The sequence below is a fragment of the Streptomyces sp. NPDC036764 genome (assembly GCF_055609385.1).
This window is the reverse complement of record NZ_JBVJPT010000001.1, coordinates 1,186,950-1,204,090: the sequence shown is the minus strand read 5'-3', so window position 1 is coordinate 1,204,090 and position 17,141 is coordinate 1,186,950. Positions and strand designations below refer to the sequence as shown.

14 protein-coding genes and 1 pseudogene are annotated in these 17,141 nt (G+C 69.6%); 10 read left to right on the top strand and 5 right to left on the bottom strand.

Going from position 1 to position 17,141, the window contains the following annotated elements; genetic code table 11:
* Positions 1–13: 13 nt before the first annotated feature.
* Positions 14–685, bottom strand: a complete 672-nt coding sequence (locus tag ACZ69Q_RS05175) for a helix-turn-helix domain-containing protein (RefSeq protein WP_471036543.1) — start codon at positions 683–685, stop codon at positions 14–16.
* Between the two features lie 190 nt (positions 686–875).
* On the opposite strand from ACZ69Q_RS05175, the gene ACZ69Q_RS05170 reads away from it, so the two are divergent.
* The 6 genes from ACZ69Q_RS05170 to rox all read left to right on the top strand — a co-directional run bounded on the left by ACZ69Q_RS05170 (position 876) and on the right by rox (position 7,413).
* The gene (locus ACZ69Q_RS05170) at positions 876–1,688 is read left to right on the top strand and encodes a hypothetical protein (RefSeq protein ID WP_471036540.1); all 813 of its coding nucleotides are present in this window, start codon (positions 876–878) and stop codon (positions 1,686–1,688) included.
* Positions 1,689–1,828: 140 nt separating this feature from the next.
* Positions 1,829–2,638 carry an SAM-dependent methyltransferase gene (locus tag ACZ69Q_RS05165; RefSeq protein WP_471036536.1) on the top strand — a complete coding sequence of 270 codons (810 nt, stop codon included), beginning with the start codon at positions 1,829–1,831 and terminating at the stop codon, positions 2,636–2,638.
* 58 nt (positions 2,639–2,696) lie between these two features.
* Complete coding sequence (locus tag ACZ69Q_RS05160) at positions 2,697–4,100, top strand: glutamine synthetase family protein (RefSeq protein ID WP_471036532.1); 1,404 nt, start codon at positions 2,697–2,699, stop codon at positions 4,098–4,100.
* A 1-nt stretch (position 4,101) separates the two neighbouring features.
* Positions 4,102–5,280 carry an amidohydrolase family protein gene (locus tag ACZ69Q_RS05155; RefSeq protein ID WP_471036529.1) on the top strand — a complete coding sequence of 393 codons (1,179 nt, stop codon included), beginning with the start codon at positions 4,102–4,104 and terminating at the stop codon, positions 5,278–5,280.
* 16 nt (positions 5,281–5,296) lie between these two features.
* The gene (locus ACZ69Q_RS05150) at positions 5,297–5,824 is read left to right on the top strand and encodes an NUDIX hydrolase family protein (RefSeq protein WP_187284255.1); all 528 of its coding nucleotides are present in this window, start codon (positions 5,297–5,299) and stop codon (positions 5,822–5,824) included.
* 164 nt (positions 5,825–5,988) lie between these two features.
* On the top strand, positions 5,989–7,413 hold the full coding sequence (gene rox / locus ACZ69Q_RS05145) for a rifampin monooxygenase (protein ID WP_471036527.1): 1,425 nt from the start codon (positions 5,989–5,991) through the stop codon (positions 7,411–7,413).
* A 22-nt stretch (positions 7,414–7,435) separates the two neighbouring features.
* Here the strand turns inward: rox and ACZ69Q_RS05140 are convergent, their stop codons facing one another.
* Positions 7,436–8,089 carry a TMEM175 family protein gene (locus tag ACZ69Q_RS05140; protein ID WP_471036523.1) on the bottom strand — a complete coding sequence of 218 codons (654 nt, stop codon included), beginning with the start codon at positions 8,087–8,089 and terminating at the stop codon, positions 7,436–7,438.
* A gap of 375 nt (positions 8,090–8,464) precedes the next feature.
* On the opposite strand from ACZ69Q_RS05140, the pseudogene ACZ69Q_RS05135 reads away from it, so the two are divergent.
* The 4 genes and pseudogenes from ACZ69Q_RS05135 to ACZ69Q_RS05120 form a co-directional block, all read left to right on the top strand.
* Positions 8,465–9,343 (top strand): annotated as a pseudogene (locus ACZ69Q_RS05135) (chitinase); the annotation flags it as partial.
* Between the two features lie 97 nt (positions 9,344–9,440).
* Positions 9,441–11,645: an RICIN domain-containing protein gene (locus ACZ69Q_RS05130; RefSeq protein ID WP_471040082.1), complete on the top strand. Its 2,205-nt coding sequence runs from the start codon at positions 9,441–9,443 to the stop codon at positions 11,643–11,645.
* A 93-nt stretch (positions 11,646–11,738) separates the two neighbouring features.
* Complete coding sequence (locus ACZ69Q_RS05125) at positions 11,739–12,848, top strand: glycoside hydrolase family 19 protein (RefSeq protein ID WP_471040081.1); 1,110 nt, start codon at positions 11,739–11,741, stop codon at positions 12,846–12,848.
* A gap of 13 nt (positions 12,849–12,861) precedes the next feature.
* On the top strand, positions 12,862–13,629 hold the full coding sequence (locus tag ACZ69Q_RS05120) for an NPP1 family protein (RefSeq protein ID WP_471036519.1): 768 nt from the start codon (positions 12,862–12,864) through the stop codon (positions 13,627–13,629).
* 428 nt (positions 13,630–14,057) lie between these two features.
* Here the strand turns inward: ACZ69Q_RS05120 and ACZ69Q_RS05115 are convergent, their stop codons facing one another.
* The 3 genes from ACZ69Q_RS05115 to ACZ69Q_RS05105 form a co-directional block, all read right to left on the bottom strand.
* Positions 14,058–15,245 (bottom strand): ABC transporter ATP-binding protein, encoded by a 1,188-nt coding sequence (locus ACZ69Q_RS05115; RefSeq protein WP_471036517.1) that lies wholly within the window; start codon positions 15,243–15,245, stop codon positions 14,058–14,060.
* A gap of 90 nt (positions 15,246–15,335) precedes the next feature.
* On the bottom strand, positions 15,336–16,169 hold the full coding sequence (locus ACZ69Q_RS05110; RefSeq protein WP_030967155.1) for a carbohydrate ABC transporter permease: 834 nt from the start codon (positions 16,167–16,169) through the stop codon (positions 15,336–15,338).
* Positions 16,169–17,128, bottom strand: coding sequence for a carbohydrate ABC transporter permease (locus ACZ69Q_RS05105; RefSeq protein WP_471036514.1), 960 nt, complete (start codon positions 17,126–17,128; stop codon positions 16,169–16,171). Before ACZ69Q_RS05105 ends, ACZ69Q_RS05110 begins: the two co-directional genes overlap by 1 nt.
* Positions 17,129–17,141 lie beyond the last annotated feature (13 nt).

The window sequence follows — 17,141 nt, the reverse complement described above, 5'->3', positions numbered from 1 at the left end:
TCCAGGACGAGTGTCAAGTGTCACTGAACATCTCGGTGGACACGAACCAGGTACCGATGGCCGGTACGTCTCCATCGTTGCGGTAGCGGTGCGGGGTCGTCGACTCGAAGCAGACGGCGTCCCCCGGGCGCAGCGTGTACTCGTCGAAACCGAGGGTGAGGATCAGTTCGCCCGAGGTCAGACATCCGTACTCGGTGCCGGCGTGGCGCATGAGACCGCCGGAGCTGGAGGAGGCGCCGCCGGGCCGGTAGGTCACCTGAAGGAAGTCGACGTGGGTGCCGGGAACGTGGCCGAGACGCTCCCACACCACACCGGAGTCCAGCTCCAGCGCCTCCCGCTCGGCCGGCGTGACCAGCGGTCCGATGCGGCGGCCGGGGTCGGCGGCGAAGGCGGCCAAGGCGTGCAGGACGGTGCCGGGTGGGGCGCCCGGCGGGGTGCGGGACGCCGTCAGTGCGGTCGCCGCGGCGGGCTCGCCCGCGTCGAAGAGCGCCTCGACGGAGATGCCGAGGGCGGTCGTGATGGCGTAGAGGGTGCTGACCGAGGGCTGGCTCTTGCCGTTCTCGATCTGCGAGACGAGGCTCGCCGACACCCCGATCTCACGGGCGAGCGCCCGCAGACTCGTCCCGTGTGCGAGGCGCGCCTGCCGGATGCGCGCGCCGACGGGCGGGACGGCGGCGGGTGACATGGGGCAGCTCCTCTCGGGCGTCGGAACGGCACCGTTCGCTCTCATTGAACAGCGAACGGGGCCCGAAAGGTATCGGTACCGGAAATCGCCGGGGTCCGATGCGCTCACTCGAACGGTCCGGCGCCGCTGGTGGGCCGTCGGGAGCGGTGGTGCGCTGGGGACACCCGTCGCGTCCCCAGGAGGCACACAGATGATCCGTCGGCCGTCCCGTCCTGTCCGTGTACTCTCCTCGGCCCTGGCCGTCGGGGCGTTGCTGTCCACCGCGGCCTGCTCGGACGACGGCGGCGACGTCTCCCAGGCCGGGGCCGTCGCCCGGCAGACCTCGAGCCCCTCACCGACCGCCACTCTCAGCGAGTCCGGCGCCGAGGCCGCGCTGATCACCGCCGCGGACATCGAGGACGACTGGACGCAGGTGAAGGATTCGGACGTGGCCAAGTGGCACGACAGCCTGCTCATCGGCGATGTCGACGTCGACGACTTCCTCACCGGCAAGACGGACGCCGCGGACTGCCAGCGGCTGCTCGACGGCCTCTACACCGACCAACTGCTCGGCAAGCCGTCCGGGGCGTCCGCGCTGCGCGGTTTCCAGCAGGGCCAGTCGCGCCTGCTGTACCAGGTGGCCGCCTACGAGCGGACCGACCCGCAGGAGGCCCTGGCCTGGCTCGAGACCCTGCCGCAGGAGTGCGACCAGTTCAGCGTCACCGGAAGCAACGGCGCCGGGCAACGCACGGTCCAGGTCATCGAGACGTCGCCGCCCAAGGTGGGCGACGACCGCGTCGGCCTGCGCGTCACCATGACGGGGACGTCGAACGGCGAGCCGACCACCCTCACCGAGGACGTCGCCGCCGTGCGCGTCGGCAACGACGCGATCACCGTCACCGCGGGCGGCCTCGACGGGGGCCAGCCGGACTCCGTCGAACAGGCGGTGAAGCTCGGCACACAGCGTCTGAAGGACGTCCTGGCCGGCAAGACGCCCGCGCCGACCCCCAGCGAGTTCGACTAGCCCGGCCCGCCCACCTCTCTCTCAGCAGGCACGCCAACGGCCCCGCCTGCTCTGCCGATTCCCGGGACAGCGTGATCAACGGAACGGCACAATGGCGACGATGACCGGTTTCGGTCGTTCGTGCGAGGAGAGGACGAGTCGTGAGTGATGGCCACACCCCGTCGGGCGGGTCGGCGAGGCTGAACACCGGTGTGGCGCACAACGCGCGCGTCTGGAACTACTGGATCGGCGGCAAGGACAACTACGAGGTCGACCAGCAGGTCGGCGAGCATGTCGCCGGGATGTTCCCGATCATCCGGGACATCGCCCGCGCGGACCGCGACTTCCTGGGCCGCGCCGTGCGCTTCGTGGCCGAGGAGCAGGGCGTACGGCAGTTCCTGGACATCGGCACCGGGCTGCCGACGGCGGACAACACCCATGAGATAGCCCAGCGCGTCGCGCCCGACTCACGGATCGTGTACGTCGACAACGACCCGATCGTGCTGGTGCACGCCCGCACCCTGCTGACGGGCTCCCGTGAGGGCGCCACCGCGTACATCGACGCCGATGTGCACGACCCGGACGCCATCGTCGAACGCGCCGCGCAGACCCTGGACTTCACCCGGCCGGTCGCGGTGATGATGCTGGGCATCCTCAACTTCGTCCTGGACTACGACAAGGCCCGCGAGATCGTGCGGCGCGTCATGGCCGCCGTTCCCTCCGGCAGCCTCCTGGTCCTGACCCACCCGACCTTCGACCCGGCGCTCGGCGGCGAGGGCCAGATCCCGGCGATGAAGTTCTGGAACGAGAACGCCACGCCGCCGATCACCGCCCGCAGCGGCACGGACATCGCCGCCTTCTTCGAGGGCCTGGAGCTGCTGGAGCCGGGGATGGTGTCCTGCTCGCAGTGGCGCGCCCCCGGCTCTCCCCTCGCGGTGCCGCAGTACGGAGCGGTGGGCGTGAAACCCTGACACCGAGCGGGGCACACCCGGACCGCCGCGGAACGGCCGAGCTCGTCGAGGAGACCGCATGACCACCCTTGCCGACCCCGTCCCGGGCGGGCGTCCCGGCGACGTCGAGCGTGCCGCCGCGCTGAGCGGCGAGCTGGCCGGGCGGGGCGTGCACGGGATCGTCCTGGCCTACGTCGACACGGCGGGCATCGGCCGGGTGAAGACGATCCCGACGGCGAAGCTGGCCTCGGCGGCGGCCTGGGGTGTCGGGATGTCGCCGGTGTTCGACACGTTCCTCGCGAACGACTCCATCGTCACCACCGATGTCCTCGGCTCCCCGGACGGCGATCTGCGTCTGTACCCCGACCTGGAACACCTGGTGGAGCTCGCCGGTCAGCCCGGCTGGGCGTGGGCGCCGGTCGACCGGATCACACAGGACGGCGAGCGGCATCCCGGGTGCAGCCGCACGTTCCTGCGGCGGACGGTCCAGGAGGCCGCCGAACGCCACGATGTCACCTTCCGGGCGGCCATCGAGATCGAGTGGGCCGTCGCCCGGCCGCCCGGCGCCGACGGGGCGTTCGTACCGGCGGTGACAGGTCCGGCGTACGGCGCCACCCGCCAGGTCGAGCTGAGCGACTGCTCCGCCGATCTGCTGGCGGCGCTCGCGCGGCAGGGCGTGGAGGTCGACCAGTTCCATCCGGAGTACGCGGCAGGGCAGTTCGAGCTGTCGGTGGCGGCGCTCGACCCGGTGGCGGCGGCCGACCGAAGTGTCCTGGTCCGGCAGACGATCCGCGCGGTGGCGCAGCGCCACGGCCTCGCGGTGTCCTTCTCCCCGGCGGTCCTCGGGCAGGGCGTCGGCAACGGCGGGCACATCCATCTCTCCGCCTGGCGTGAGGGGGAAAACCTGCACGCGGGCGGTGACGGCCGGCACGGTATGCGGCCCGAGGCCGAGTCATTCGTCGCCGGCGTGCTCGGTCATCTCCCCGCCCTGACCGCGGTGACCGCGCCCAGCCCGGCCAGCTATCTGCGGCTCAGACCCTCGCAGTGGGCCGGGGTGTTCACCGCGTGGGGCCGCGAGACACGGGAGGCTGGCCTGCGTGTGGTCACCGGCACGGCGGGCCATCGCGACCAGGGGGCCAATCTGGAGGTCAAGCCGGTGGACCTGGCCGCCAACCCGTATCTCGCCCTGGGCTGCCTGATCGCCGCCGGGCTGGACGGTCTGGGATCGGGCGCGCGGCTGCCCGAGGAGATCACCGGTGACCCGGCGCGGCTCGACGCGGAGGCAGCGGCCGCGCGGAAGGTGCGCAGGCTGCCGACGTCACTGGGCGAGGCCGTCGAGGAGTTCCGGGCCGGCCGGCTGATGCGCGCGGCGCTGGGCCCGGTGCTCGCGGACGCCGTGATCGCCGTACGGCAGGGCGAGATCGAGGCCGTGGCCGGGCTCGACGACGACCAGGTGGCCGCCGCATACCGGTGGAAGTACTGACGTGGGCGCCACAGGGCCGGTCCACGAGGCGCTCGCGGCGCTGCCGCTGGTGGACCATCACTGCCACGGGATCCTCACCGCCGAACCGGACCGGGCCGGCTTCGAGTCCCTGCTCACCGAGGGCGAACCCTGGCCCGGCAGCTCCCCCTTCGACACCCCGCTCGGCCTCGCCGTCCGCCGCCACTGCGCACCCCTGCTGGACCTGCCGCGCCACGCGCCCGCCGACGACTATCTGGCCCGGCGTGCGGAACTGGGCCCGCACGAGGTCGACCGGCGCTTCCTGACGGCCGCCGCGACGGAGGCGTTCTGCGTCGACACCGGGTACACGCCCCTCCCGATCACGGCGCCCGGGGAACTCGCGCGGATCGCCGGCGCGAGGGCGTACGAGGTCGTACGGCTTGAGTCGGTGGCCGAGGCTGTCGCGGCCGGCGGAGTCGAGGCGGAGGCGTACCCCGCCGCGTTTCGCACGGCCGCCGAGGAGGCCGTACGCCGGCCGGGCGTGGTGGCCGTGAAGTCGGTGGCCGCCTACCGCACCGGCTTCGACCTGGACCCGGCACGCCCGCCGGACGCGCTCGTCGTCGCGGCGGCCCGGCAGTGGCTCGCGGACGGCGGACGGCTGGCCGACCCGGTCCTGGTCCGGCATCTGCTGTGGACTGCGGTCGACCTGGGGCTGCCGCTCCAGTTGCACACCGGCTTCGGCGACAACGACATCCGCCTGCACCGGGTGGACCCCACCCATCTCACGGACTGGCTGCATCTGACCCGGGGCACGATCCCCGTCCTGCTGCTGCACTGCTGGCCGTACCAGCGGCAGGCCGCCTATCTGGCGGCGGTCTTCGAGCAGGTGTACCTGGACGTGGGCCTGACCCTGCACCATGTGGGCACCGCCCGCTCCCGGACGATCCTGGCGGAGGCGCTGGAGATCACCCCGTTCCGCAAGCTGCTGTACAGCTCGGACGCGTATGGTCTGGCCGAGTTGTACCGGCTCGGCGCACTGGCGTTCCGCCGCGGCCTGGGCGAGTTGCTCCAGGACCTGGTGGACGCCGATGAGCTCGGCCTGCCGGACGCGCTGCGGATCGCGGCGTGGGCGGCCGGTGACAACGCCCGCCGCCTCTACGGACTGCCCGACCCCGACCCCGTCCCCCTCGCGACCGAGCGTTCGCAATCCCGGAAAGTATGATCAAGCAATGTCTGACATGACCGAAACCACGCCCGGCTGGCTGAGCAGCGACGAGCTGGAGCATGCACGCGCCAACATGCCCATCCTGTACGTCGAGGCAGTGCCCGTGCGCGTCGACGACAGCGGTGAGGTCACCAGCATCGGCCTCCTGCTGCGCATCGGACCGGACGGTACGGTCAGCCGGACCCTGGTCTCCGGCCGCGTGCTGCACCACGAGCGCGTCCGCGACGCACTCCTGCGCCATCTGGAGAAGGACCTCGGCCCCGTCGCGCTCCCCCGGGTGCCGACGTCCCTGCAGCCGTTCACGGTCGCGGAGTACTTCCCGACGCACGGCGTCACGCCGTACCACGACCCGCGCCAGCATGCGGTGTCCCTGGCCTACGTCGTCCCGGTCACCGGCGACTGCCGGCCGCGCCAGGACGCCCTGGACCTGGTCTGGTTCAGCCCGCAGGAGGCTCTGTCGCCCGCGGTGCAGAGCGAGATGCCGGGTGGGCACGGGGTGCTGCTGAAGCAGGCGCTGGCGCATGTGGGCTGCGTGATCTGACCGCCTGATCCGCCTCGGCGCGTCACGCCGGAAACGACGGAGGCAAGGAGTCATTGCCCCCTTGCCGCTCTCAACGTATAGCGCACAGGGGGGCTTGCGACAAGGCCCCCCTCGTGCAGCACAATCACCAACCGAAGCCTGGACCTGCGGAAACGGGGATTGTGATGATCGATGTGATCGTTGTCGGCGGTGGGCCCACCGGCCTGATGCTGGCGGCCGAACTGCGGCTGCACGGCGTGCACGTGGTCGTGCTGGAGAAGCTGGCCGAACCGACCCCGCAGTCCCGTGGGCAGGGGCTGCACACGCGCAGCGTCGAGATCATGGACCAGCGCGGCATCCTGGACCGGTTCACGGCGGTCAGTGAGAGGTTCCAGGTCGGCGGTCTCTTCGGCGGCATCGCCAAGCCGTGGCCGGACCGCCTGGACACGGCTCACCCGTACGGCCTGGCGACCCCGCAGCCGGTCACCGAGCGACTGCTGAATGAGCGTGCCCTCGAACTCGGCACCGAGATCCGGCGCGGTTGCGAAGTGGTCGCCCTGAGCCAGGACGAGGACGGGGTGAGCGTGGAGCTGGCGGACGGTACGCGGCTTCGCTCGCGTTACCTCGCCGGCTGCGACGGCGGCCGCAGCGTGGTCCGCAAGCTGCTCGGCGTCGGCTTTCCCGGCGAGGCCGCCACGGTCGAGACGCTGCTGGGCGAGATGGAGCTGACGGAGGATCCGGAGACGATCGCCGCGGTGGTCGCCGAAGTCCGCAGGACCCAGTTGCGGTTCGGTGCCGCCGCCGACGCGAACGGGGTCTACCGCGTCGTGGTGCCCGCCGACGGCGTTGCCGAGGACCGTGCGAGCGAGCCGACCCTGGAGGAGTTCAAAGGGCAGTTGCGGGCCGTCGCGGGCACCGACTTCGGTGCGCACTCGCCGCGCTGGCTCTCCCGGTTCGGTGACGCCACCCGGCAGGCCGAGCGCTACCGGGTCGGCAGGGTGCTGCTGGCCGGCGACGCGGCGCACATCCACCCGCCGACCGGCGGGCAGGGGCTCAACCTCGGTGTCCAGGACGCGTTCAACCTCGGCTGGAAGCTGGCCGCAGCGGTCCGGGGCCAAGCTCCGGAGGATCTGCTGGACACCTATCACGCCGAACGGCACCCGGTGGGCGCGGCCGTGCTGGCCAACACCCGGGCGCAGATCACCCTGTTGGGCACGGAACCGGGCCCGACCGCGCTGCGGGAGCTGTTCTCGAAGCTGATGGACTTCGAGGAGGTGAATCGGTACATCACCGGGATGATCACCGCGGTCGAGGTCCGCTACGACTTCGGTGACGGCCACGACCTGCTCGGCCGCCGTATGCGGGACGTGCCTCTGAAGCAGGGCCGCCTCTATGAGTTGATGCACGACGGCCGCGGACTGCTGCTCGACCGGACCGGCAGGCTGTCGGTGCAGGGCTGGGCGGACCGGGTCGACCATGTCGTCGACATCAGCGAGGACCTGGACGTGCCCGCGGTGCTGCTGCGGCCGGACGGTCATGTGGCGTGGGTCGGTGAGGACCAGGCGGAGCTGGTCGAGCGGCTGCGCCGGTGGTTCGGCGACGCCGGCTGAGCCCACGGCGTCCGGCGAGGCGTCACTCCCCCGCGTCGGCCGGTGCCCGCGAGGTGCCGGCCGGCCTGCGGTACAGCAGCCGTGTCCCGATGGCCAGCAGCCACCAGTACTTGGCGAGGCTCGGGGAGTAGAAGGCGACGGGGATCGAAGTGGCGAAGACGAGGGTCAGCAGGACGCCATGGCGGATCTCTCCCCTCAGCATCGTGGGTGAGGTGTGCGGCGCCGCCGAGGCGGGGTTCACGAGCAGGCGCACGTACATGCCGCACATCAGGGACACGGCCAGGGCGATCGCCGCCGCGTAGCAGGCGGTCGCCGTGGTCGTCTCGCCGTACTCGCTGATCAGCCGGGTCGGGAAGGGCAGTGCGGCGACCAGTGCCAGGAGCGTGAAGTAGAGCAGGAGCAGCCAGCGGTCGAGCGTCTCGATCAGGCGGAACAGGCCGTGCTGGACCAGCCAGAGCGTGCCGATGACGGCGAAGCTGAGCAGATAGGCGCCCATGGTGGGCACGGCGTCCGCCACGGCGCCGGCGACCTCGGTCTCGGGCAGGCCGTCCGGGACGGTGATGTCGAGCGCGAGCAGTGTCATCGCGATGGAGAACACGGCGTCACCGAGGGCGAGCAGTCGTTCGGGACCCACGGCCGCGTGACGGCGGCGCAGGCCGGTGGGGCGGTTCGTCATATCGGTGCCACCAGGCGGATCGTCGACGGTCTGGTACGGCGGCGGGGCCGGGAAGGCAAGAAGTACCACGTGCCGCGGCGGGGCTCGCGGAGGCGAGTCGGCCCGTTCCGATCAAGCCCGCAATTAATTGTTGCCAAAGCTTACTTCACGTCTTGACGAAAGTGGTCCAGACCTTTAGGTTCACGGGTCAGCCAGACCACCACGTGACGCACTCACCGTTCAGAAGGTGAACGCGGCCCGGTTGCTCACCCCCCACGAAGGGCTTCCGCGCACATGCCCAGAACTCTCCCCGCGGCCATATCCCTCACCGCGCTCTCCCTCACCACCGGCCTGCTCTCCACGCCCCCCGCACAGGCCGCACCCGACGATCCAGGCACCCTTGCCGCTCCGATGGCGGTGGCGCCCTACCTCTACAACGGCTGGGGCAGCCCGCCGAACCCCACCACGGTCAGCAACGCCACCGGCGTCAAGTACTTCACGCTCGCCTTCGTCCTCAGCAACGGCTACTGCAACCCGCAGTGGGACGGCGGCCGTTCGCTGACCGGCGGTGTCGACCAGCGCACGATCGAGACCGTGCGGGCGAACGGCGGTGACGTCGTCCCGTCGTTCGGCGGCTGGAGCGGCAACAAGCTGGAGAGCTCCTGCTCCAGCGCCGGCGAACTGGCCGCCGCCTACCAGAAGGTCATCAGCGCCTTCGGGCTCAAGGCCATCGACATCGACCTCGAAGCCGATGCCTACGACAGCCCGACCGTGCAGCAGCGCACGGTCGACGCCCTGAAGAAGGTCAAGGCCGACAACTCCGGCCTGAAGGTGTACATCACCATCGGCACCGGCCAGAACGGCCCCGACACCAGCCTGATCGACCGGGCCGCCGACACCGGTCTGACGGTGGACGCCTGGACGATCATGCCGTTCAACTTCGGCGGCAACGGACAGAACATGGGCGAGTTGTCCGTGCGGGCCGCAGAGGGGCTCAAGAACTCGCTGAAGTCGGCGTACGGATACAGCGACGACCAGGCCTACCGGTCCATGGGCATCTCGTCGATGAACGGCGTCACCGACCAGAACGAGACCGTCACCGTCAACGACTTCAAGGCGATGCTCGCCTACGCCCAGCAACACCACCTGGCGCGGCTGACGTTCTGGTCCGTCAACCGCGACCGCCCCTGCACCGGCGGCCCCGCCGACAGTTGTTCCGGCGTGAACCAGTCCGACTGGGACTTCACCCGGGTGTTCGCCGGATACACCGGCTGATCCAGCCACCCCCACCAGCGGTCGGCCCCTCCCCCGGCTCCGGCCGGGGGAACCCCCGTATCGCTTCGCTCGGCGAGGAGAATCAGTGCCCACCTTTGTGCGTCCCGCGCTCAGGCGCCTCCGCAGATCCACCGCTGTCACGGTCGTCACCGTTGCGGCCGCGTCCCTGCTCACCTCGGCGCCCGCGCCCGCCGGCGCCGCGGAGAGCGCGGCGGCCGCGCTGCCCGCCGACTTCGCGACCGTCATGAACGCCGCGAGCGGAAGATGCCTGGACGCCCGGGCGGCCGCCACCGCCAACGGCACCGTCGTGCAGCAGTACGCCTGCAACGGCTCGACGGCCCAGAACTGGAACTTCACGCCCACCGGTGACGGCTACGTCCGCATCAACAACCGCAACAACACCGGCCAGGTCGTGGACGTCGCCGACGTCTCCACCGCCGACAACGCGCCGGTCCATCTGGGGGCCTACGGCGGCGGCGCCAACCAGCAGTGGCTGCCCGTCGACGAGGGCGGCGGCGTGTACCGCTTCGTGAACCGCAACAGCGGCAAGTGCCTGGACGACCCGGGCGCCTCGCTCGCCGACAGCGTGCAGTTCGTGCAGTACACGTGCAACGGCAGTGCCGCCCAGCGGTTCCAGGTGGTGCCGGTGAACCAGTCGACCGCCAATCCGGATCTCGGCCCGAACGTGGTCGTCTTCGACCCGTCCATGTCGTCGTCGACCATCCAGAACCGGCTCAACTCGATCTTCCAGCAGCAGGAGACCAACCAGTTCGGCTCGCAGCGCTACGCCGTCCTGTTCAAGCCGGGCTCCTACAGCGCGGACGTGAACGTCGGCTTCTACACGCAGGTCGCCGGGCTCGGTCTGTCCCCGGACGCGGTCACGATCAACGGCGCGGTGCACGCCGAGGCCGACTGGTTCCCGCCGCACAACGCCACGCAGAACTTCTGGCGCGGCGCCGAGAACCTGTCCGTCAACCCGACGGGCGGCGCCGACCGCTGGGCGGTCTCGCAGGCGTCGGCCTATCGCCGGATGCATCTGCGCGGCAACCTCGCCCTGGACGACGGCGGCTGGTCCAGCGGCGGCCTGTTCGCCGACACCAAGGTCGACGGCCAGGTCAACTCCGGCACCCAGCAGCAGTGGCTGACCCGCAACTCCCAGCTCGGGAGCTGGACCGGCTCCAACTGGAACATGGTCTTCGTCGGCAGCCAGGGCGTCCCCGGCACCAGCTTCCCCAACCCGCCGTACACCACGGTCGCGCAGACCCCGGTCAGCCGGGAGAAGCCGTTCCTGTACGTCGACGGTGCCGGCGCGTACAAGGTGTTCGTGCCGTCGGTGCGGTCCAACTCCAGCGCCACGAGCTGGGCGGGCGGCTCCCCGTCCGGCAGCTCGCTGTCCCTCGACTCCTTCTACGTCGTGAAGCCGGGCGCGACCGCAGCCGACATCAACGCGGCGCTGGCGGCGGGCAAGAACCTGCTGGTCACCCCAGGTGTCTACCACCTCAACCAGACCCTCCAGGTGAACCGCGCCGACACCGTCGTCCTCGGCCTGGGTCTCGCCACGTTCATCCCGGACAACGGCGTCACCGCCATGAAGGTGGCCGACGTCGACGGAGTGAAGATCGCGGGCGTCCTCTTCGACGCGGGCACCACCAACTCGCCCACCCTGATGGAGGTCGGCCCGACCGGCTCGTCCGCGTCCCATGCCGCCAACCCGACCTCGCTGCACGATGTGTACTTCCGCGTCGGCGGCGCCGCCGTCGGCAAGGCGACCACCAGCCTCGTCGTCAACAGCGACAACGTCATCGGCGACCACATGTGGATCTGGCGTGCCGACCACGGCAGCGGCGTCGGCTGGAACACCAACACCGGGGACACCGGCCTGATCGTCAACGGCGACAACGTCACCGCGTACGGCCTGTTCGTCGAGCACTACCAGAAGTACCAGACCATCTGGAACGGCAACGGCGGCCGGACGTACTTCTACCAGAACGAGATGCCGTACGACCCGCCGAACCAGGCCGCCTGGATGAACGGCTCCACCCAGGGCTACGCGGCCTACAAGGTGGCCGACTCCGTCACCAGCCACCAGGCCTACGGCCTCGGCAGCTACTGCTTCTTCAACGTCAACCCGAGTGTGACCGCCGAGCGCGCCATCGAGGCACCGAACAACGCGGGAGTGCGGTTCACCAGCATGGTGACGGTCTCCCTCGGCGGCACGGGCACCATCCGGCACGTCGTCAACAACACGGGCGGCCCGTCCAACTCCGCCTCCAACGTGGCGAATCTGACGAACTACCCGTAACGCGTCCCTGAGCTCTGCCGCCGGCCGCCCCTCGCGAAGAGGGGCGGCCGGCTCACCCCCCGACACCTCAAAGGAGCGTCGTCAACCATGTCCATGACCCAGCTCAGACCCCGGCTCGCGATCTTCGCGGTGCTTTCCGCCGTCCTCACCGCCCTGCTCACCGTGACTCCCGCCCGGGCCGCCGACGGCACGATCACCGGCCTCGCCGGCAAGTGCGTCGACGTGGCGGGCGCGAGCAACGCCAACGGCACCGCCGTACAGCTCTACGACTGCAACGGGACCGGCGCGCAGATCTGGTCCAACTCCGGTGACGGCACCCTGCGCGCGCTCGGCAAGTGTCTGGACGTCGTCGAGCGCAGCACGGCGGACGGCGCCGCGGTCCAGCTCTGGGACTGCTCGGGCGGCGCGAACCAGCAGTGGGTGGTCAGCGGCGCGCGTGACATCGTGAACCCGGCCGCGAACAAGTGCCTGGACGTCCGGGACAACAGCAGCGCCAACGGCACCCGGCTGCAGATCTGGACCTGCACGGGCGCCGCGAACCAGAAGTGGAACGCGCCCGCGAGCGGGGGCGGCGGCAACCCGTCCGGCTTCGTCGTCAGCGAGGCCCAGTTCAACCAGATGTTCCCGAGCCGGAATTCGTTCTACACGTACAGCGGCCTGGTCGCCGCCCTCAGCGCATACCCCGGCTTCGCGAACACCGGCAGCGACACCGTGAAGAAGCAGGAGGCGGCGGCCTTCCTCGCCAACGTCAACCACGAGACCGGCGGCCTCGTCCACATCGTGGAGCAGAACACCGCCAACTACCCCCACTACTGTGACTGGAACCAGCCCTACGGCTGCCCCGCGGGTCAGGCCGCCTACTACGGCCGCGGCCCGATCCAGCTCTCGTGGAACTTCAACTACAAGGCCGCCGGTGACGCGCTCGGCATCGACCTGCTCAACAACCCCTGGCGGGTCCAGAACGAGTCGGCCGTCGCCTGGAAGACGGGCCTTTGGTACTGGAACACCCAGTCCGGTCCGGGGACGATGACCCCGCACAACGCCATGGTGAACCAGGCCGGCTTCGGCCAGACCATCCGCTCCATCAACGGCTCCCTTGAGTGCGACGGCAAGAACCCGGCCCAGGTGCAGAGCCGCGTCGACGCCTACAACCGGTTCACCTCGATCCTCGGCGTCTCGCCGGGCGGCAACCTCTACTGCTGAACCGGGAGCCGTGATGCGCAAGTTGAGATCCCTCGCCAAGGTCGCCCTCGGTGCCCTCGGCGCGATGACGCTCGTCGTGGCCCTCCCGGCGAACGCCCACGCGAACGTCCTGACCCTCCTGCCGCAGAACGCCGACGGCCTGGAGCAGACGTTCTCCCCGGCCTACGACTACGACGGCGACGGCTGCTACACCACGGCCGCCATCGGCGCCGACGGGACCCTCAACCCGGGTCTCAAGCTCGGCGGCGACGTCAACGGCAAGTGCCACGACTACGCCCAACTGGCGAACGCCAACACCTACTCGCGCGCGAAATGCAACAACGGGTGGTGCGCGGTGATGTACGCCAGCTACTTCGAGAAGGACCAGATCACCCTCGGCCCGGCGGCCCTCGGGCACACGCACGACTGGGAACACGTCATCGTGTGGGTCAGCGGCAACCAGGCCGAGTACGTGTCGGTGTCCCAGCACAACACCTACCAGCTCGCCGCCCGTTCGGCGATCCGCTTCGACGGCACCCACCCGAAGATCGTCTACCACAAGGACGGCGTCTCCAGTCACTGCTTCCGCTTCGCGGGCAACAACGACGAACCGGCGGAGAACGCCACCGGCAACTGGTTCTTCCCGCGCCTGGTGGGCTGGGAGGGCTATCCGGCCGGATACCGCGACAAGCTCATGAGCGCCGACTTCGGCTCGGCCACCATCAAGATCGACGACGGCGACTTCCAGTGGGCCCTCAACTACGCGAAGCCGTCCGGAATCCCCTTCGACGCCTACACCTGACGCTCGACGGCGCACGGCCCCGCAGGCACTCGCCTGCGGGGCCGTCCCATTGCGTGCGGTGACTAAGGTAGATGGCGGTCAGCGCGCTGGAGGCGGCGTTGAGGAAGATGAAGAACCGGAAGCCCTCCCTCGCGGGCGCCTCGGAGGACCGTGTTTGCCTTGTTCGGATGCACCGCCGTGAGCCGACCCCAACTTGCCGCGCGATACGCAGCGGCCAGGGGACCCCATACACACGAAAGGCCGTCCCCTCATCCCTGAGAGAACGACCTCCGACCTGCTATCAAGCTGGTCGGGACGACAGGATTTGAACCTGCGACCCCTTGCCCCCCAGAACTACGCGCCATCTACATTCTCGCAGTCGACAAAGACCAGCCGGGTCTTGAGTCGCCGGGTACACGAATACGGATCGCGCCCTGTGTGGTGCATCGTCAGTCCGCCCTCACTGGATGCGTAAGGTTCGCTCCGGTCGCCGGGTCGAACACGTGAGCCTTGGCCATGTCGACCTGCAGCTCCACCGGTTCGCCCTCGCGGGCACGCGTGGCGGCGTCCAGGCGGGCCACGATGCTATGCGTGTCGGCGCCGGTGTCGCGCAGACCCGAGTCCTTGGCGAGCTCCTCCAACTCGGTGGTCGTCGCGGGCCCGCCCTCCGCGGTGAAGTAGACATACGCATCGGAGCCCAGTGACTCCAGTACCTCCACGGTGGCGGTGAAGACCGGACCCGTCCGGTCCCGGTCATGTGACAGGGCGACGTCCTCGAATGCCTCCGGTCGCAGCCCTACGATGACCTCACGGGGTGCGTTCTGACGTTCCAGCGCCTGCCTCGTACGGTCGTCGAGGGTCAGGTCGCCCAGGGGCGAGCGCAGGGCACCGCCCTCCAGAGTGGCGTTCAGGAAGTTCATCGCCGGGGAGCCGATGAACCCCGCGACGAAGATGTTGCGCGGGAGGTCGTACAGCTCGGCAGGCGTGCCGATCTGCTGGACCAGGCCCTGCCTCATGACCACGACCCGGTCGCCGAGCGTCATCGCCTCGGTCTGGTCGTGGGTGACGTACACGGTGGTCGTTCCGAGGCTCCGCTGCAGCCGGGAGATCTGGGTGCGCATCTGTACCCGGAGCTTGGCGTCCAGGTTGGACAGCGGCTCGTCCATCAGGAACGCCTTGGGATCACGGACGATCGCCCGCCCCATGGCCACCCGCTGGCGCTGACCGCCCGAGAGGTTGGCGGGCTTGCGGTCCAGGTGCTCGGTGAGATCGAGGATCCGGGCGGCTTCCGTCACCTTGGCTTCGATGGTGTCCTTGTCCACCTTGGCCAGGCGCAGCGGGAACCCCATGTTCTCCCGGACGTTCATGTGCGGGTACAGGGCATAGCTCTGGAACACCATGGCGACGTCGCGTTCCTTGGGAGCCAGGTCGTTGACGACTCGGTCTCCGATGCGCAGGGTTCCCTCGGTGATGTCCTCAAGTCCGGCGATCATGTTCAGGGTGGTGGACTTGCCGCATCCCGACGGACCGACCAGGATCACGAACTCGCCGTCGGCGATCTCGAGGTCCACGTCCTTCACGGCGAGGGACCCGTCGGGAAAGCGCTTGGTGACTTTCTCCAGGATGATCTCAGCCATGGATGGTGCCTCCTTGCCTTCATGCCTTCCGGGTCCGGGTACCCCGGTCGGTGTCCCGGACCGGTGGCCTGTCTGCCGCGGTCGGCCCGCTCATCCCTTGACTGCCCCGGAGGTCAGTCCGGCGACGATCCGCCGCTGGAAGAACAGGACGAAAACGATGATCGGGATCGTGATGACCACAGCGGCCGCGGCGATCGATCCGGTGGGCTGCTGGAACTGGGAGCTCCCGGTGAAGAACGCGATCGCGGCAGGCACGGTGCGCGCGGACTCGGTGGACGTCAGGGAGATCGCGAACAGGAAGTCGTTCCAGCAGAAGATGAACACGAGAATGGCCGTGGTGAACACGCCCGGCGCGGCCAGCGGTGCGATGACCAACCGAAAGGCCTGCGCGGGTGTCGCCCCGTCGACCTTGGCGGCCTTCTCCAGATCCCAGGGGATCTCCCGGAAGAACGCCGACAGGGTGTAGATCGCAAGCGGCAGGGAGAAGGTCATGTACGGGATGATCAGGCCGATCCAGGTGTCGAAGATCCCGATGATCCGCTCGATGTTGAACAGCGGTGACACCAGGGAGATCGGGGGGAACATGGCGATCAGCAGTGACATCCCGATGAGTACCCGCTTGCCGGGGAAGCGCAGCCGGGCCACCGCGTAGGCGGCCATGGTGCCCAGCGCGACCGCGATCACCGTGGCGATCAGGGCGATACCGATCGAGTTGATCAGCGCACGGGTGAACTCGGAGGTCTCGAAAATGCCCTGGTAGTTCTCCCAGGTCCAGTCCGTGGGGATGTAGTTGCCGTCCGTCAGGGTGCTGGGGTCCTTGAACGACAGCGCGGCGATCCACCACACCGGGAACAGGGCGTACAGCACGACCACCGCGTTCAGGACTCCCCATCGGACGGCATGTGTCTTTCCCACCGCGGCCATCAGCGCTTCACCTCCGCGCCGGGTGCTGCAGTGCCGAACAGCTTCACGAAGGCGAAGGCGATGATCCCGACGCAGATGAAGATCAGGACCGAGATCGCCGACCCGATGCCCAGGTTCAGGGCGGTGAACAGGTTGTCGTACCCGAGGATCGACACGGAGCCGGTCCCCTGGGCGCCCGCGGTCAGGATGTAGATGTTGTCGAAGATCCGGAACGCGTCCAGTGTGCGGAAGAGCAGTGCCACCAGGATGGCCGGCTTCATCAGCGGCAGCATGATCTTGGTGAAGCGCTGCCAGGCGGTGGCACCGTCCACCATGGCCGCCTTCAGGGTCTCCTCGGGGACCAGCGCGAGGCCCGCGAGCAACAGCAGGGCCATGAACGGCGTCGTCTTCCACACCTCGGCAAGGATGATCAGCCAGAGGGCGGGCCACTGTTCGGTCAGCGGGGCCTCTCCGCTGGGCAGCAGTTCGGCGAGGTACCCGAGGTCCGGGGTCCAGGCGTACTGCCAGGAAAAGGCGGCGACCACGGTGACGATCCCGTACGGAATGAGGACCGACGTGCGGACGGTGCCGCGCCAGAAGATCGTGCGGTGCATCACCAGGGCGAGCCCCATTCCGAGGACCAGTTCGATCGCCACTGACACGGCGGTGATGAAAAGCGTGACCCAGAAGGCGTCCCACCAGAACGGGGAGGACAGCACCGCCCCGTAGTTGCTCAGGCCCACGAACTCCGCTCGTCCGGGAAAGCGCAGGTCGTACCGCTGGAGGGACAGATAGACGGCGTACCCGATGGGGTAGGCGGTCACCGCGATCATGACGACGACCGCGGGCGCGCAGAGCAGCCAGCCGAGCCGCCGCTCCTGCCTGGCGCCCGCCGAGAGTGCCGCCCGGTCCGGCTCCGCCTGCTCCGTCTCCGACTCGGGGGGCGGCGGTGCTCCGGCCGGTTGCGCCCGCGTGCTCATCTCGGGCCGCCCG

What these genes read in the sequence shown, in the direction of transcription:
- ACZ69Q_RS05120 (WP_471036519.1), top strand. Translation starts at nt 12,862, where the DNA reads ATGCGCAAGTTGAGATCCCTCGCCAAGGTCGCCCTCGGTGCCCTCGGC.
- ACZ69Q_RS05150 (WP_187284255.1), top strand. Translation starts at nt 5,297, where the DNA reads ATGACCGAAACCACGCCCGGCTGGCTGAGCAGCGACGAGCTGGAGCAT.
- ACZ69Q_RS05140 (WP_471036523.1), bottom strand. Translation starts at nt 8,089, where the DNA reads ATGACGAACCGCCCCACCGGCCTGCGCCGCCGTCACGCGGCCGTGGGT.
- ACZ69Q_RS05125 (WP_471040081.1), top strand. Translation starts at nt 11,739, where the DNA reads ATGACCCAGCTCAGACCCCGGCTCGCGATCTTCGCGGTGCTTTCCGCC.
- ACZ69Q_RS05115 (WP_471036517.1), bottom strand. Translation starts at nt 15,245, where the DNA reads ATGGCTGAGATCATCCTGGAGAAAGTCACCAAGCGCTTTCCCGACGGG.
- ACZ69Q_RS05160 (WP_471036532.1), top strand. Translation starts at nt 2,697, where the DNA reads ATGACCACCCTTGCCGACCCCGTCCCGGGCGGGCGTCCCGGCGACGTC.
- ACZ69Q_RS05105 (WP_471036514.1), bottom strand. Translation starts at nt 17,128, where the DNA reads ATGAGCACGCGGGCGCAACCGGCCGGAGCACCGCCGCCCCCCGAGTCG.
- ACZ69Q_RS05170 (WP_471036540.1), top strand. Translation starts at nt 876, where the DNA reads ATGATCCGTCGGCCGTCCCGTCCTGTCCGTGTACTCTCCTCGGCCCTG.
- rox (WP_471036527.1), top strand. Translation starts at nt 5,989, where the DNA reads ATGATCGATGTGATCGTTGTCGGCGGTGGGCCCACCGGCCTGATGCTG.
- ACZ69Q_RS05175 (WP_471036543.1), bottom strand. Translation starts at nt 685, where the DNA reads ATGTCACCCGCCGCCGTCCCGCCCGTCGGCGCGCGCATCCGGCAGGCG.
- ACZ69Q_RS05110 (WP_030967155.1), bottom strand. Translation starts at nt 16,169, where the DNA reads ATGGCCGCGGTGGGAAAGACACATGCCGTCCGATGGGGAGTCCTGAAC.